Genomic DNA, 15,429 nt, shown 5'->3' with positions numbered 1-15,429 from the left:
TGCGCTAGGCACTTTATTGATTACTTTTTAATCGAAATGTTCGGCAAGCTAGCGCTGATGCCTGTATAGTTATCTGGATATAAACCTTGAATTTGACCACTAATCGCTCTGGCGCTTTGGCGATAGTGAATCAGAATTACAGGAGGGTTGTCATTTAGTTCTTTGTATAAATCGTGATAGATGCCTTTACGTTTTTCAATATCTAACGTATTTAATCCTTTTTGGATTAACTCATCAACCTTAGGATTAGAATAGCCTGCAGCATTATTTGGGTTAGCTGATGCAAATTCTTCAACAGGATCACTTGGGTCTAAGATTTGTGACGTCGAAACTGCGGCGAAATCATAATCTTTCTCGTTTAACTTAGCAACCAAGGCATTAAAGTCCATGATTTCTGGTTCGAATTTAATCCCAATATCCTCATAGTTTTCTTTGGCAATAGGGATAATTGGATCTTCAGCTGTTCTCGTTAAATACCGAATCACGAATGGCTTGCCATCTTTTTCGCGGATGCCATCCTTACCGACCTTCCAGCCTGCATTATCAAGTAATTCTTTCGCTTTATCCGCATTAAATTCATATTTGTTAATACCTTCATCGTCATATGCCCATGAAACTTTAGAGACAGGAACGTTGGCAACCTCTCCGTAGCCTTTAAATTTCACATCCACAATTTTTTGGCGATCCAATCCATAAATCAATGCTTGTCGTACTTCTTTATCCTTGAACTGCGGACGTGTATTGTTTACATAAATAAAGCCAAAGTCATTTACCGGGCCGACTTGGATATTGGCAAATCCTAAGCTTTTCAACTGTTCCACGGTATCATCATCTGCAGAGAAACCGGCATAATCAAGCTCGCCTGTTTCAAACAATTGCAGGGAGGTGGAGGTATCTATAACCTTGAAAATGAGATTTTTTGTTTTTGGCTTACCTGCGTAGTAATGTTCATTGGCCACATAACGGACTTCTTGGCCAGGAATATATTTTTCAAATTTGTATGGACCTGCACCAAGTGGTTTTGGATAAAGTTCTTTTAAATAATCGAGTTTACCATATTGATAGTCTTTACCATAATAGGCTTTAGATAATACTTGACCGCCTAATAGAAGCAGGGACTTCGCGTTCACTTTTTCAGTTGTAATTTCAATTGTCTCTTTATCGATGACTTTAATCCCTTCAATCGATTGTGCCTTACCTTCTTTATACTCTTTCCCGCCTTTAATCGCCGCAAGAGAAATATCTTGGTATCCGGCATATGCTGGATCATATAGAAGTGTTAAGGTAAAGGCAACATCGTCTGCTGTTAGCGGTGAGCCGTCACTAAATTTTAAGCCTTTTCTTAAGTGGAATGTATATGTAAGCTGATCATCAGAGACATCCCATTTTTCAGCAAGGATTCCGACAGGCTTTCCTTCCTTATCTAGATTCACTAATGGAGCAAACATAGGGTTTGTTACGTTTCCATCCCAACCATTTTCATAAAAATATGGCAAGAAAACGCCTCCTGGTGCGGAAATTCCTGCAATGAACAAATCCTTCCTCGCTTTTGCCTTTTCCGGAAGTGCTGCAAGGTTTGTTGCTTTATACTCTTTTCCTTCAGTGCTTTTTACGCTTGCACTTTCTGTGTTTCCCTTCTTGGCTGGTACCGGTGATTCCTTTTGACTTGAACTATCTAAAGCACAAGCAGAGAGAATCATAGAAAGGACAATCACGCTGATGAAGCTAGTCAAACTCTTTTTCACCTTATTCACCCCTGTTTACTTGGTTTTACTTCAAAAAAAATCCAATCCTTCTCATCGTTCTGTATTCAAACTTCAAAGCCGATAAATCCGATTGGTTTAAAATACAATTTAAAGATTACTCATAGTTTACACAATTGTCAATCAGTATTTCACAAAAATATTCATATATAATCAGATTGCACTAGTAATAATCCTTTCTCTTATTACTTTAGGCCTAATAAAAATAGCACAATTATTTCTTGTGCTATTTTGAGTGAACATTATTATTCTATTATAATGGCAAAAATAAATTACAACGGTTCCTTAATATTGTATCTTTTAAGAATCGTTTCTATTTTCATTCCCTTAGCGATATCCCCTTTTGCCTTAACCTTCCCTGTCAACAGTGCAACAGCGCCGCTTTGTTTTCCTAATAAAAATTTCTTGAAGTTATCATAGGATAAAGCCATTGTTACATCCGGGGTTGTTTCGACCCCTTCTTTAATGGTTAGTTTACAATCTTGAAAATAGTGCTGGTATGTACCGGTTTGCTCTCCATGAACATCATATTGAACAACCCCGTTAAAACCCTTCATTGGTGCGGGATTTGCATTAAAGATTTCTTCAATTCTTTCCATCAGGTCTGGTAACGAATATTCGTTAATTGCCTTTGCCATCTGAACATCCCCCTCGCAAGTGAAAAACTTTGTATTGCATATAAATCTATAATACTAATACAAACCTAAAATTTCCAATGAATAATTTTTGAACTTTTTTGACTTTTTCTTAAAGTTTCAACACTTCAACAAAATTAGGTATCTAAAGGGGCAGAATATAAGCAATCTTCATATGGCAGCTTATTGAAATGTTCCTCTTAATGACCAATATAGCGTGCATCCGGAATCAATTCTTTCCATTCTTGATAGGAGATGATTGTATCCCAGTGGCCTGTGATTTTGGCAATTCCGATCACCACAAAAAACAGGACGAAGAAGGTCGCCGGGACGAACCATTTATTTACTTTCCTACCCGCAACGTTCATGTTCAAGGTTTCTTTAACCGGGCAGGCTTCCACACATGACATACAAGCAGAGCAATTAAGTGATGTTACCTTTTCAACTTTATGAACCTGCAAACGCTGTGGACAAACCTTTGTGCACATTTCGCAATTTGTGCAGGTATCTTCATTTCGTACTATTTTTGTTAGTCTAAAAATGGAGCCTAAACCAATTAACGCACCGTACGGACAAAGGAACCGGCACCAAAAATTTCTGAAAAACAACGATAGGATAAAGATGACAATGAGAAATTTCAACGTAAAGCCGCCAATATTTAGGAACAATAATAACATTTTCACATCGGAAACCTTATTATAAGGATCTACCAGAAAGCTTTTCGCGCTAAAGATATCCATTTGAATCACCATAGCGATAAAGAATAGCAGTAATACATATTTGATCGGTGTTAAGAACCAAACCAGCCATTGTGGCATGTCAAAATTCTTTTTAAATATTTTTCTACCAAGCCAGGCAATCAGTTCATTTGCCGTGCCAACAGGGCAAATCCAGCTGCAGAAGGATTTCCGGAGTAGAATCCCTGCTCCTACAAAGAATGAAAGCAGCACAAGTCCTGCTGGGTGAATCACGTCAAAGTCGCCGCTCGTCAGCCAAACCTTCAGCGCAACAAGTGCACTAATGGGCAAAAATCCCTCCACTGCCGATGGCCTCTCAACGAAAGGTGTTTTTCCCAGCGTTTCAAAATGCTGATAAAACTGATAAAACTGCAGACCGACATATAGTAAAAACAATAGAAACAGTGCTTGAACGGTGTATCTTGTGATTTGCACGGGCTTACGTTTCAACTGTTTCTGATACCAAATTTTTGACTTCATAACCGTTCCTCCATTCTTTCGTTACCTTCACTATAAATAACGAAATATACAGGGTATGTGATATAAGTCAATGGGACAATTCATTTCATAAAGATGTCACATTGGCATCATAAATTTGTCAAAAAAGTTTTTTATTATTGGTAAGTCAGTAGGGTAAGAGGTTTCTACGTTACTCCTTAGTTTAGGAAAAAGTATGCCGTTCCTCGTCTATCAGTGAAGAAGGTATCATAATAGAAAATGCCAGTGGATAAAATATCCACTGGCACCCTTTTTACTTTTCTGCATCAAAAATGATGTTATTTTGCTTTCTAGCCTCTTCTGTAATTCGTAAAACAATTTCACTCCAGTGTTTTAGCCGCTTATATTCCTCGTCATTTTTCGATTCAATAATCTCAGCGATATTGATGCCTTCATAGACCATATTTTGTTCCTCTTGTTCCACACTGAGAATTTGGCTTTCCTTTGTATGGCTGTCAATAAATTGAATCTCGGTTATTGGCGCCGCATCTTCAAGGACAAACGTTCCCTTCTCCCCATGTATTTCACAAGGCAGAGCGGAATGAGAGATCTTTGAGCAAAGAATCGTACAAACGAATTCGTCATATTCCAAAACAAGCGTACCGCTGCCATCCACACCGCTCCTTAAAATCACCGGATGATAGGTAACCTTATTAGGCTCCCCAAACAAGCCGACCGCTAAATACAATGGATAGACTCCCAAATCTGCAAGCGCACCACCCGAGTACTTTGCTGAGAAAATATTAGGTTCCTCTCCTTGCAAAAACAAATCATAGCGTGAGGAATATTGGATATATGGAAGGATTGCACTTCTCAGCTTCCCAGCTTCATGAAGCTTTTCCTTTAAAATCTTAAAATTAGGTGTATGGATATTGCGAATCGCTTCGAATAAATAAACACCATTCTCCTCTGCTGTCTTGTAAGCCTCTTCTAATTCAGCAGTAGTAGAAAAAATCGGCTTTTCACAGATGACATGTTTTTTATTCCTCAAAAAGGTTAGAGCTTGTTCAAAATGAACAGAATTAGGCGAGGCAATATAGACTGCCTCAAACTCCTTGCTCTTCGCCATTTCTTCTATATCTGTATAATAACTAGAGGCGTTATATTGATCAGCAAGCTTTTTTCCTTTTTCCTCTGTTCGTGAAAAAACACTAACTAAATGAAGCTGCTCGCTAAGTCTAGCTGCCTGAATAAAAGATTCGGTTATCCACCCTGTTCCAACTGTAGCAAAGTTAATCATTTTACAACCTCTTTCTAATCATACTTTTAAGTACCCATTTTAACGTATTTATCCGCCACTGACCAATTTTTCATAGAATTTTTTTCATGCTGAAGCTGTTTTTCCGATGAATTGTTGGGAACAATGGAAAAATATCAGGTTTTATGGTATTTATAGATAATAGAGATTTGATGAAAGAGGTTGAAAAGGGTGGAAAATCAAACAGGAAATTTCATTAAAGATATCATGATAAAAGATTTAGAATCAGGTAAGCACCGAGAGATTGTCACTCGTTTTCCTCCAGAGCCAAATGGGTATTTACATATTGGACATGCCAAATCGATTATCCTTAACTTCGGATTAGCAGATGACTTTAACGGTAAAACCAATTTACGGTTTGACGATACGAACCCTGCGAAGGAAGATATCGAGTATGTAAATTCCATTAAGGAAGATGTAAAATGGCTTGGTTTTGAATGGGATAACTTATTATTTGCCTCCAATTATTTCGAGGAAATGTACAACAGAGCCATTCTGTTAATTGAAAAAGGACTTGCATATGTGGATGACCTGTCAGCTGACGAAATTCGCGAATATCGCGGTACACTGACAGAGCCTGGGAAGAATAGCCCTTACCGCGACAGGACCATTGAGGAAAATCTGGATTTATTTAAACGAATGCGCGCTGGCGAATTTGACAACGGTCAGAAAGTTCTCAGAGCAAAAATTGATATGAGCTCCCCAAATATCAATTTGCGTGACCCGGTTATTTATCGTATATCCCATACCTCACATCATAACACCGGTGATAAATGGTGCATTTATCCGATGTATGCATTTGCCCACCCGCTTGAAGACGCGATTGAGGGGGTCACACATTCGATTTGTACGATTGAATTCGAAGATCAACGTCCACTTTATAATTGGGTTGTCGAACAATGTGAAATGGAGAGCAGACCGCAGCAAATCGAATTTGGCCGTTTAAACGTGTCCAATACAGTTATGAGTAAACGCAAGTTGAAGCAATTAGTGGATGAGGGCTTTGTGGATGGCTGGGATGACCCGCGGATGCCAACCGTTTCCGGGATGAGAAGAAAAGGATTTACTCCTGAATCCATCCGTGCCTTTGTGAGCGAGACCGCTGTAACGAAAAACAACAGCACGGTGGATTCACAAATGCTTGAACACTTTGTCCGCGAAGATTTAAAATTAAAGGCGCCGCGGACAATGGGCGTTATTAATCCACTTAAGGTGGTCATCACGAATTATCCAGAAGGTCAAATTGAATTACTTGATGCCGAAATTAATCCGGAAAATCCAGAAATGGGCATGCGCAAGATTCCATTTTCCCGTGAGATTTATATTGAAAAAGATGATTTCATGGAAGATCCGCCTAAAAAATATTTCCGTTTGTTCCCTGGTAATGAAGTTCGCCTAAAGAATGCTTATTTCATTAAATGTGAAGACGTCATTAAGGATGCAAACGGGGAAGTAGTGGAGCTGCACTGCACATATGATCCGGTAACCAAGAGTGGTACCGGCTTTACTGGCAGAAAGGTGAAAGGAACGATTCACTGGGTGGAAGCAACACACTCTGTTCCGGCAGAATTCCGTTTATACGAACCATTAATTTTAGACGAAACGGAAGAAGCTGATAACGAGGGGAAAACATTTCTTGACAACGTAAATCCTCATTCACTTGAGGTATTGCAAGGTTTTGTTGAACCAAACATGCGAGAAAGCCGACCACAGGAGAAATTTCAATTCTTTAGACACGGCTACTTTAACGTCGATCCAAAAGACACAACCGTAGACAAACTAGTGTTTAACAGAATTGTTTCATTGAAAAGCTCGTTCAAATTATAAGAAAAGCGTCTTATCTTATAAAGAATACACAATGGTAAACGTAAAAAAGGTGACAGGCACCATTTCGGTGCCTGTCACCTTTTTTAACTTGCAAACTGTATCGGTATTTCTAAGATTATTTTCGTCCCTTTTCCTGGTGATGCAGTAATCGAAAGTTCCCCGCCAACAGACCGCGCTCTTTCATCCATGCTGAAAAGGCCCACTCCTGGAGATTGCCTTTTCATGTCAAACCCCTTCCCCTTGTCTTCAATCATCACCCGAACCACATCATCCATCTCTCTGACGATGACAGTGGCTTCTGCGACCTCTGCATATTTTCGGATATTCGTTAATGCTTCTTGAATAATCCGGTATATCGTAAGCTCAATACTGATATCAAGGCGACGGTTTAGTACACAATCAAAATAAACATCGATATGGTAATGGTCTGAATATCGGGATAAATAGGATCGGATGGCTGGCACTAAACCAAGGTCATCTAACACTGACGGCCGCAGTTCCCAGGATATTTCACGGATTTCTTCGATTAATTGGGTCGCTTCGTTTTGCATCTGCGAAAGAAGTGGATGATCCATTTCAGAAAGCAACCGATTAATGGTAATAAGGTGGCTATATAGGTTTTGACCGATTCCATCATGCAAATTTCGGGAAAGGCGCTTTCGTTCCTCTTCCTGTACATCAATGATAGTCCCCATCATTTTCTGTAATTCCTGCTCAACACGCTTTCTTTCTGAAATTTCATAGCGAATCGCAAGATATTGGTACGGCTTCCCTTTTTCGTTTAGAAACGGAACAATTGTTGTATCAACCCAATAATAGGTCCCATCCTTGGCAAGATTACAAATTTCGCCTTTCCAAACCTTCCCCGAACCAATTGTTCTCCACATCTCTTTGAAAAAGCTTCCAGAATGGAGCCCCGAACTTATGACCCGATGGTCCTGTCCCAAAAGTTCTTCCCGTGAATATTTGGAGATATGACAAAATTGATCGTTCACATATGTAATAGTGCCCCGCGAATTCGTGATGGCGACAATCGAGGATGCATCAAGAGCAAATTTATAATCCATTAGTTCATTTTTGGTTTGCTGAATATCTATATCCATTTCCGTCCCCCGCATTACAGTAAATGCTCTTTTAGAATTTGTTCTAAGGATTGTGCAGAATCCTTTACCACTTCCTGCTCCTCTTCGGTAAAGGAATATTTCTCCCTTTTTCCCACGAGCAGTACCCCTTTGGGAACAGCATTAAAAAATAAAGGAACTGCATAGGAGGCCACAAGTTTTTCGGCAAGAGCAATTGGATAATCCGTCACTTTCCCCAAAATATCATGAGGAAAGTTTGTCATCATCATCGGGCTGCCACTTGAAATCACTTTTCCGGCAATTCCTTTCCCAAAACGAACGGTTATTCTTTTGTATTTATCATTCAGATTTCCGGCGGCATAATGCCATCTTACATCAGGTCCTGATTCATTTTGGATCGCAAGAGCGACAAATTCACTATGAACAGCGGCCATTACCCCACTGCATAAATTCGTAACCGCTTGAATTTCCTTAATCGCTATCATCTAAGGTGATACTCCTTAAATTCCATAACCTAGTAACCCCTTTTTAACGGCATATTCCACCAACTCGGGCCGGGTTTTCATCTGCAGTTTTTCCATCAAATTTCCTTTATGGGTTTCAACCGTTTTCACACTAATCACTAACTGCTCCGCTATTTCCTTATTAGAATAACCTTTAGCGATCAATGTCAAAACTTCCTTTTCACGATCAGATAAGAGGTTATACATATCACTGCCATCTTGTTTAAGACTTCCCAAATATTCTTCCATCAACCGCTTTTGTGCTGATGGATGAAGATAAGCATCCCCTGCCGCAACTGACTCGATAGCGGCCATTAATTCATCGTGTGGAGCGCTTTTTAATATACAGCCAGATGCCCCGCCTTGAATGGCACGGAATAAATATTCTTCGTCATCATGCATCGTGAGAATTAATATATTGATCTCCGGTTTTAACTTTTTAAGTTCTGTAGTTGCTGACAATCCATCTTTTCCATGAGGCATACTTAAATCCATAACCACAACATCAGGCCCCAGCTTCAATGCTTTTTTAATTCCTTCATTACCTTCGGAGGCTTCCCCGACAACTTCCATCTCGGGATTTGTATGCAGCAGCATTCTTAACCCGCTTCTAACAACAGCATGGTCATCAACCAGTAGGATTTTTATCACTTTTTAACTCTCCTTTAATTCCTATAACGGTAGAGATAGCTCAATAGATGTTCCTTCTCCTATTTTAGATGATATCGTGCACTGTCCGCCAGTTAGATGCATTCTTTCCATCATGGCTGCAAGGCCATAAGAATGATGGTTTTCAATATGCTCTTCTACTTGAAACCCTTTCCCGAAGTCTTGAATGGTGATAGTTAATTCTTCTTTATTCCAGACAAAGTATATTTTCACATTCGATGTATCTGCATATTTCGCAATATTCGCAAGCGCTTCCTGACAGACACGAAAGACGGCGATTCTGTTCTGTTCAGGTATCAATTTTTCTTCACCCGTTGATTCTAAATCAACTAGAATGCCAAATGTTGAGGTATATAATTTAATATAACTTTTTACTGCAGGAAGTAAACCAAGAGTGGTTAGGGCAGGTGGATGCAATTCAACAGACAGCAGCCTAATTTCCTGAATCGTCTTTTCTATTAGGGATTCCATTTCTCGAACATATTTTTTCAATTGTTGTTCTTTTATAGCTGACTCAACAACCTGCAAACCAGTTAGAATACTGTATAGATTTTGTCCGACACCTTCGTGAAGCTCCAAGGCAATTCGCTTAATTTCTTCCTCTTGGGATTGAATAATATAAGAGCTAATCTGCTGCTTTACATGTAAATCTTCCATTTTACACCCCCTTTAGTAAGAAAAGCGCAAGCGCCCTGGTCAGCGGCGTATGGCCTGGAGGGCTCCAACTGAGATAAAGGAAACACGGAGAGCGGAGCGCATCCGTGCTTGACTTATCGTAGGGCGGAGCGCGAAGGACACTAGCCGCTAGGGCGCTGGAGCTAGACAATTCTAGAAGTCGATATTTATACTTTCTTATCTTTTTAAAAAAAAGGCAGGTTCTTAATTAAAAGACCTGAACCTTTTTTGAAAAGCCGCAGCGCCTAGACGCTTACGCTTTTCTTACCTTATAGGTTAAACCACTTTCGGGATCTGATGCAGACCATTGATCTTCCATTTTTATTACACGACTTGCACGGGGCACAGCAAGAAAATTAAGATGATCAAAATAGAATCGAATATGGGTGCTGTCAGGACAAAGCTGGATCTTTTTCACCGTTTTCTTCACAGCCGGCGCCTGGTCACCGCCTTCTTCATCATGAATGAAAATTTCTACCTCCACACCGGCAAATTGATTTACATCTTCTACATTAATGAGTTCCACAGCTGTTACATCCTCTCTTAGCGGGATAGATGAACATTTTATAGCCCTGTAAATACTCCCAAAACTTCTCTTCTGCATTCTCCTCGATGAACTGGATGGTTTCTTCCTCAGAACCCCAGTCACTCATCCCTTTTATTTCAGCCACAACCATTTCAGCACCATCGATGGTCTGTTTTTCTTCTAAAAACCAGTTCAAGCGTTTTTTTGCAAAGATCTGTTTTAATAATTCATCAATTTCCGCTTCAAAGCCGCCTATTTCCGGTCTTACAAAACAAAAATCGATATAGGTTTCACTAGTCATGGACATTCACACCTTTTTTATAAATAAGGAAGGCGATTGGAAACAAAATAATGTTGATGACCGCAGCTATGATTACGTTTGTTACATGTTCATAAAAGTATTGATGAACCATATATTGTGTAAAAATAATGTTTAACATTAGAACCGCAAGTAAGAGGGCCACAGGTAGGTAACTACGCTTCATAACGCTTCACCCCCACGGCATAAACTGCTCCGTTTTCTACCTTCACATGAATTTCAGGGAGCGGCCGTCTAGGAGGGCCGGCAATTGGTGCACCCGTTTCTACATCGAACTTGCCGTGATGACATGGGCAAAGCATTTCACCCTCATCCTTTTTCCAAAAAACCGGGCAGCGAAGATGGGTGCAAGCATTTTGATAGGCCACGTATTTCTTCTCAGAAAGTCGAATTAAAATGGCACTGTCATGCTCCCCAGGGAAAGCAAAGTCAACAGCATCCCCAACAGGTAAAGCACTAACATCCGTGATCTTTTGTTTCGGATATTTTTTATCTTCAAGCCCATTTAATTCCTTTGCAGCCAACACACCCCATGGAAGGGAGGAAACCGCAAATACTCCCGCTGCACCAACCAAGGTTTTCATGAAGCCGCGTCGATCCAATTTTCTTTCATTATTGCGATTGATATTATGTGTATAGTTATCTTCATTAAACGGGATTTTATTATTTTTATCTGTCATGTTAATCCCCCCTAGAACAATTTTGTGACACCCTGCAGGATTCCAGGGAGATTCACTTTAACGTTAGTTTCGCCTTCTAAATAAGGCATACTTGTTACCCATTTACCATTATCAAGATTAAATTGCTTTTGTTTCGCTTCAATTTCATCATCTGTTAACCATTGAAGTGTATTGGAAGGACAAACACTCGCACACATTGGTGGAATGCCATCCTTTGTCCGGTCGATACAGAGGTCACACTTATACATTAAATTTTGCTCTGTATCAAACTTCGGTATACCGTACGGACAAGCAATCGTACAGTTTTGACAGCCGATACACTTTTCCACAAGTGCCGAAAGAACAGCACCTGTTTCGTGAATTTGAATGGCCTGCGCCGGACAGCTTCGTGCACAAGCAGGATTCACGCAGTGAAGGCACATAAGAGGCATGGTTTGACGGTTAACAAGTGGGTTAACGTCGTAAACATAGTTACGGTTACGTTCCTCATGTCCACCGCACTGTGTACAAGCCGCCAAACAAGAGCGGCACCCTATACAGTTTTCAAGTTCTAAATAAAGCCTCTTTTTCATTTACTGCACCTTCTTCATTTCTAGTTTTTCAATCTGCGCGGCACAAGCCTTGAATTCCGGCATCCGAGACATGGGGTCTAGAGCTGCAATTGTTAAGAGATTAATAGATTTATCGTGACCAAAATGGTATGGCACAAATACGGTATCTTTTCGAATGGCTTCTGTGATTTTCACTTTATATTCAGCTTCGCCTCTGCGTGTATAAAGGCGGACATATTCTTCATGATCAATATTGTATTTAGCAGCTGTTTCCGGATGTACCTCTACATATGGCTCAGGGCACATATCACGTAAAAATTGAATGCGGCGTGTTTGGTTTCCAGATAAATAGTGGTAAACCACGCGTCCTGTTGTTAAACGTAATGGATATTTTTCATCCGGTTCTTCTGCCGGCGGGCGGTACGGAAGGGCACATATTTTTGCCTTTCCATCCGGATGATAGAACTTTTTATCCAAGAACATATGCGGTGTCCCTTCGTCAGCTTCATCCTTACAAGGCCAGAACACTCCGTCTTGCTTGTCAATTTTATCCCATGTAGCACCATAGTAATCGGCATAACCGCCTTTTGAAGCTAAGCGGAATTCATCCGCAACATCCCTTGCTGTTTTCAAATGAGAGAAATACTTTCCTCTGCCAAGGTATTCTGCAAGCTCTGCTTGAATCTGCCAATCAGGCTTGGATTCGCCAAGCGGCTCTTGGGCTTTATTAATTTTAATAATCCGTCCTTCTAGGTTTGTTACTGTTCCTTCATCTTCTGACCATGTAACGGTTGGAAGAACGACATCGGCAAATTCCGCTGATTCTGATAGGTAGAAGTCTGCACAAACCATGAAATCCAAGCCCTTCATTGCTTTACGGACGAAGTTTAAGTTTGGTGCGGATACTGCTGGATTTGAACAAAGTAAATACAATCCTCGGATGGTTTTTTCCTCCATCAATTCGAACATTTCATAGGCTGAAACACCTGGCTGTGGCATCTCTTCTGGCGTAATTCCCCAAACCTGACACACTTCTTCCACATGTTTCGGATTCGTTAGTTTACGATAGCCTGGCAGTAAGTCAGATTTCTGACCATGTTCACGGCCGCCTTGGCCATTACCTTGACCGGTAAAAGTGGCAACACCTGATTTTGGACGGCCAATTTTTCCAGTGACTAATGCCATGTTGGTATAAGCCGATACATTGTCGACCCCTTTATGCTGCTGCTCGATCCCACGGGCAAACATGACAACGGCATTTGGTGCCTTTCCATAAATTTCTGCGGCGCGAATAATTTTTTCAGGATCAACGCCAGTAATTTCACTTGTATATTCAGGAGTAAATTCTTTCACCAATTCTTTTGTTTCCTCAAAACCATTTGTGTGGTTGTTAACAAATTCTTCATTGGCATAGCCGTTTTGAATCAGTAAATTTAAGATTCCATTTGCAAGAGCTAGGTCTGTTCCCGGTCTTAAATCCAAGTGGACATCTGCTCTTCTTGCAATTGGAGTTTCGCGAGGATCGGCAACGATTAAGTATCCGCCTCTTTCCTGTACTGCCCAAACACGGAACATGGAAGTTGGGTGACATTCAGCCGTATTACTACCAGCGATAAACAAGCAATCTGTTTCATGAAGGTCTGTCCATGGCAGTGTTGATCCACGGTCTACACCGAAAGAACGGAGGAAGCCACCAGCTGCACTTGACATACAGAAACGGCCGTTATAGTCGATATAGCGTGTTTGCATGGCTACCCGGGCGAACTTACCTGTTAAGTAACATTTTTCATTTGTCATCGATACACCACTGAATACTGATAAACTATCTTTTCCGTATTTTCCTTGAAGCTCTGCAAACTTTTTAGCTATTAAGCTGTAGGCTTCATCCCATGTGGCTTCACGGAATCCTTCTTTTGTCCCTTTAAGGGAGGCATCATCACGGATTAATGGTTTTAAGATGCGATCATTATGGTTCGTCTGCTGGTAAGCGGTAACCCCTTTCGGACACATTTTACCGACTGTTACCGGCCAGTCATAACGAGGCTCAACACCAATAATTTTATTTGTCTTTGTATTAACACGTAAATTCATCCCACATTGCATCCCGCAATAGCTGCAGTGTGTTTTTACAAGAGTTTCATTTGGATGACGTACATTTTCGATTTCTTTAAAAAACTTATCCCTTTGCATTCTGGTTTGCCTCCTTGACTTTCACTTGATGCGTTGCGAATCCTGAGAATCTGGAAATCCGGTACTTTCTGCGGCATGGCAGGCATAATTCAGCAAGGTTAAAACCATCTTGCATATTAAAATCGATCTCATTGACACCTAATACTTGAATGACATCATTTGATTGTTCAACAGACACGAAATGGTTGCCGCATACTTTACATTCTTTCATATGTTGTTCTCCATAATGTTCACGATAATTTCTTGCAAAAACACTCATTGGACGGAAAGGAATGTGCGCAAGCTTTCCGAATGGTAAATAAATCAACGTCACAATGACGGAAAATTGGTGGATAAGTGACATTTGCGGCTGCATCCAGCCATGTAACACGATGTTCTGGAAAGTGAGTAAAAGACCAGTAATCGAAATGAATAGTAACAGGTAAAGTGGTAAGAAGTCATACATGAATTTTTGTTCTGCTCTGGCCTGCATGTTTTTCAAACGGCGGTAAAGTGCCATTGCCACGCCTGCCGTAACCATGATTGCGGCAATATTTAAAGCATTATAGGATAACCAAGCAATGATTCCTTCTGCTTTTACATGCATAACATTCATTCCAAATAACACGATGGTATAGTAGCCATTATCCTCCATTGTAAAGTACATCCAGCTGAACACGAGCGGGAAAGTAACTAAACATGCAAGCACACAGCCCCAGCCGATTAGGATATGCTGTACCCAACGGTAAATTCCGCGATTGCGGATGAAATCGTAAATTGCTAAATGATTGACTGCTGTTTTTGGCGTGCTTTTTCTAAAAAGCAGCTTTAACCCTTTTTTTATAAAAAGTTTGGTTGGCGGCCTTTCGCCCCAGGCAATAAAGCGGTAAAAGAACCCGCCAATAAAAACGATGGTCCCAACCATATATCCATATAAATTCAAGTCGACATGGGTAAACATTCTGGTTCCGATAAAAGTTAAGATTAGTAGTCCGACAACAGCTAGAAACATTGATTTCGCAAAATGGGATGCAAACGCATCATTAACAGAGCTTCTCGGTTTTTTGGTCGTAGAAATAGTTGACTCCATTTTCTTGATCCTCCCTAAAAAAAATAACACATCCGTTTTCTTACCTTTATTGTAAGAAAAACAGAAGTGTTATCTATATAGGGGAACTCCCCCATCATCGGGGAAAAAAACCCTTAGAAATATTATTTTAGACAAATGTTTGACACAATTAGAGAAGCGCAAGCGCCCTGTTCAGCGGCGTATAGCCTGGAGCGCTCCAACTGAGATAAAGGAAACACGATGAGCCGGAGGCGAATCGATGTTGACTTATCGTAGGGCGGAGAGCGAAGGACACTAGCCACTAGGGCGCTTGCGCTAGACCATTCTCAAAGTCGATATTATACCTTCTTATCTCTTTAGAAAAGCGCAAGCGCCCTGTTCAGCGGCGTATGGCCTGGAGCGCTCCAACTGAGATAAAGGAAACACGATGAGCCGGAGGCGAATCGATGTTGACTTATCGTAGGGCGG

The 15,429-nt window shown here is 40.6% G+C and carries 16 protein-coding genes; 1 reads left to right on the top strand and 15 read right to left on the bottom strand.

Features of this window, described 5'->3' with window-relative positions; genetic code table 11:
* Positions 1–20 precede the first annotated feature (20 nt).
* The 4 genes from RCG19_RS14405 to RCG19_RS14390 all read right to left on the bottom strand — a co-directional run bounded on the left by RCG19_RS14405 (position 21) and on the right by RCG19_RS14390 (position 4,870).
* The gene (locus RCG19_RS14405) at positions 21–1,700 is read right to left on the bottom strand and encodes an ABC transporter substrate-binding protein (protein WP_308111000.1); all 1,680 of its coding nucleotides are present in this window, start codon (positions 1,698–1,700) and stop codon (positions 21–23) included.
* Positions 1,701–2,035: 335 nt separating this feature from the next.
* A complete protein-coding gene (locus RCG19_RS14400) occupies positions 2,036–2,401 on the bottom strand; it encodes an SCP2 sterol-binding domain-containing protein (protein WP_242637812.1) in 366 nt (121 codons plus the stop codon).
* Between the two features lie 197 nt (positions 2,402–2,598).
* On the bottom strand, positions 2,599–3,615 hold the full coding sequence (locus RCG19_RS14395; protein ID WP_308107707.1) for a 4Fe-4S binding protein: 1,017 nt from the start codon (positions 3,613–3,615) through the stop codon (positions 2,599–2,601).
* A 271-nt stretch (positions 3,616–3,886) separates the two neighbouring features.
* Complete coding sequence (locus RCG19_RS14390; protein ID WP_374049616.1) at positions 3,887–4,870, bottom strand: Gfo/Idh/MocA family protein; 984 nt, start codon at positions 4,868–4,870, stop codon at positions 3,887–3,889.
* A 192-nt stretch (positions 4,871–5,062) separates the two neighbouring features.
* Here RCG19_RS14390 and RCG19_RS14385 point away from each other — a divergent pair, with 192 nt between their 5' ends.
* The gene (locus RCG19_RS14385; protein ID WP_308107705.1) at positions 5,063–6,718 is read left to right on the top strand and encodes a glutamine--tRNA ligase/YqeY domain fusion protein; all 1,656 of its coding nucleotides are present in this window, start codon (positions 5,063–5,065) and stop codon (positions 6,716–6,718) included.
* 83 nt (positions 6,719–6,801) lie between these two features.
* Here the strand turns inward: RCG19_RS14385 and RCG19_RS14380 are convergent, their stop codons facing one another.
* The 11 genes from RCG19_RS14380 to RCG19_RS14330 all read right to left on the bottom strand — a co-directional run bounded on the left by RCG19_RS14380 (position 6,802) and on the right by RCG19_RS14330 (position 14,982).
* Positions 6,802–7,821, bottom strand: coding sequence for a PAS domain-containing sensor histidine kinase (locus tag RCG19_RS14380; RefSeq protein ID WP_308107704.1), 1,020 nt, complete (start codon positions 7,819–7,821; stop codon positions 6,802–6,804).
* 14 nt (positions 7,822–7,835) lie between these two features.
* The gene (locus RCG19_RS14375; protein ID WP_308107703.1) at positions 7,836–8,285 is read right to left on the bottom strand and encodes a GAF domain-containing protein; all 450 of its coding nucleotides are present in this window, start codon (positions 8,283–8,285) and stop codon (positions 7,836–7,838) included.
* A gap of 15 nt (positions 8,286–8,300) precedes the next feature.
* Positions 8,301–8,954 (bottom strand): response regulator, encoded by a 654-nt coding sequence (locus RCG19_RS14370; protein ID WP_166240802.1) that lies wholly within the window; start codon positions 8,952–8,954, stop codon positions 8,301–8,303.
* Positions 8,955–8,975: 21 nt separating this feature from the next.
* Positions 8,976–9,629, bottom strand: a complete 654-nt coding sequence (locus RCG19_RS14365) for a sensor histidine kinase (protein ID WP_308107702.1) — start codon at positions 9,627–9,629, stop codon at positions 8,976–8,978.
* Positions 9,630–9,900: 271 nt separating this feature from the next.
* Positions 9,901–10,173: a hypothetical protein gene (locus RCG19_RS14360; protein WP_308107701.1), complete on the bottom strand. Its 273-nt coding sequence runs from the start codon at positions 10,171–10,173 to the stop codon at positions 9,901–9,903.
* On the bottom strand, positions 10,160–10,474 hold the full coding sequence (locus RCG19_RS14355) for a hypothetical protein (RefSeq protein WP_166240795.1): 315 nt from the start codon (positions 10,472–10,474) through the stop codon (positions 10,160–10,162). Before RCG19_RS14355 ends, RCG19_RS14360 begins: the two co-directional genes overlap by 14 nt.
* Positions 10,467–10,658, bottom strand: coding sequence for a hypothetical protein (locus RCG19_RS14350; RefSeq protein ID WP_166240793.1), 192 nt, complete (start codon positions 10,656–10,658; stop codon positions 10,467–10,469). Before RCG19_RS14350 ends, RCG19_RS14355 begins: the two co-directional genes overlap by 8 nt.
* Positions 10,648–11,172, bottom strand: coding sequence for a QcrA and Rieske domain-containing protein (locus RCG19_RS14345; protein ID WP_308107700.1), 525 nt, complete (start codon positions 11,170–11,172; stop codon positions 10,648–10,650). Before RCG19_RS14345 ends, RCG19_RS14350 begins: the two co-directional genes overlap by 11 nt.
* An 11-nt stretch (positions 11,173–11,183) precedes the next feature.
* Positions 11,184–11,744 carry a 4Fe-4S dicluster domain-containing protein gene (locus tag RCG19_RS14340; protein ID WP_166240789.1) on the bottom strand — a complete coding sequence of 187 codons (561 nt, stop codon included), beginning with the start codon at positions 11,742–11,744 and terminating at the stop codon, positions 11,184–11,186.
* The gene (locus RCG19_RS14335) at positions 11,745–13,913 is read right to left on the bottom strand and encodes a molybdopterin oxidoreductase family protein (protein WP_308107699.1); all 2,169 of its coding nucleotides are present in this window, start codon (positions 13,911–13,913) and stop codon (positions 11,745–11,747) included.
* Positions 13,900–14,982 carry a hypothetical protein gene (locus tag RCG19_RS14330; RefSeq protein ID WP_308107698.1) on the bottom strand — a complete coding sequence of 361 codons (1,083 nt, stop codon included), beginning with the start codon at positions 14,980–14,982 and terminating at the stop codon, positions 13,900–13,902. The genes RCG19_RS14335 and RCG19_RS14330 overlap by 14 nt, the downstream gene beginning before the upstream one ends.
* Between the last annotated feature and the right edge of the window lie 447 nt (positions 14,983–15,429).

The organism is Neobacillus sp. OS1-2, assembly GCF_030915505.1.
Classification (GTDB): Bacteria; Bacillota; Bacilli; order Bacillales; family Cytobacillaceae; genus Neobacillus.
This window is presented reverse-complemented; position numbering and strand designations above follow the sequence as displayed.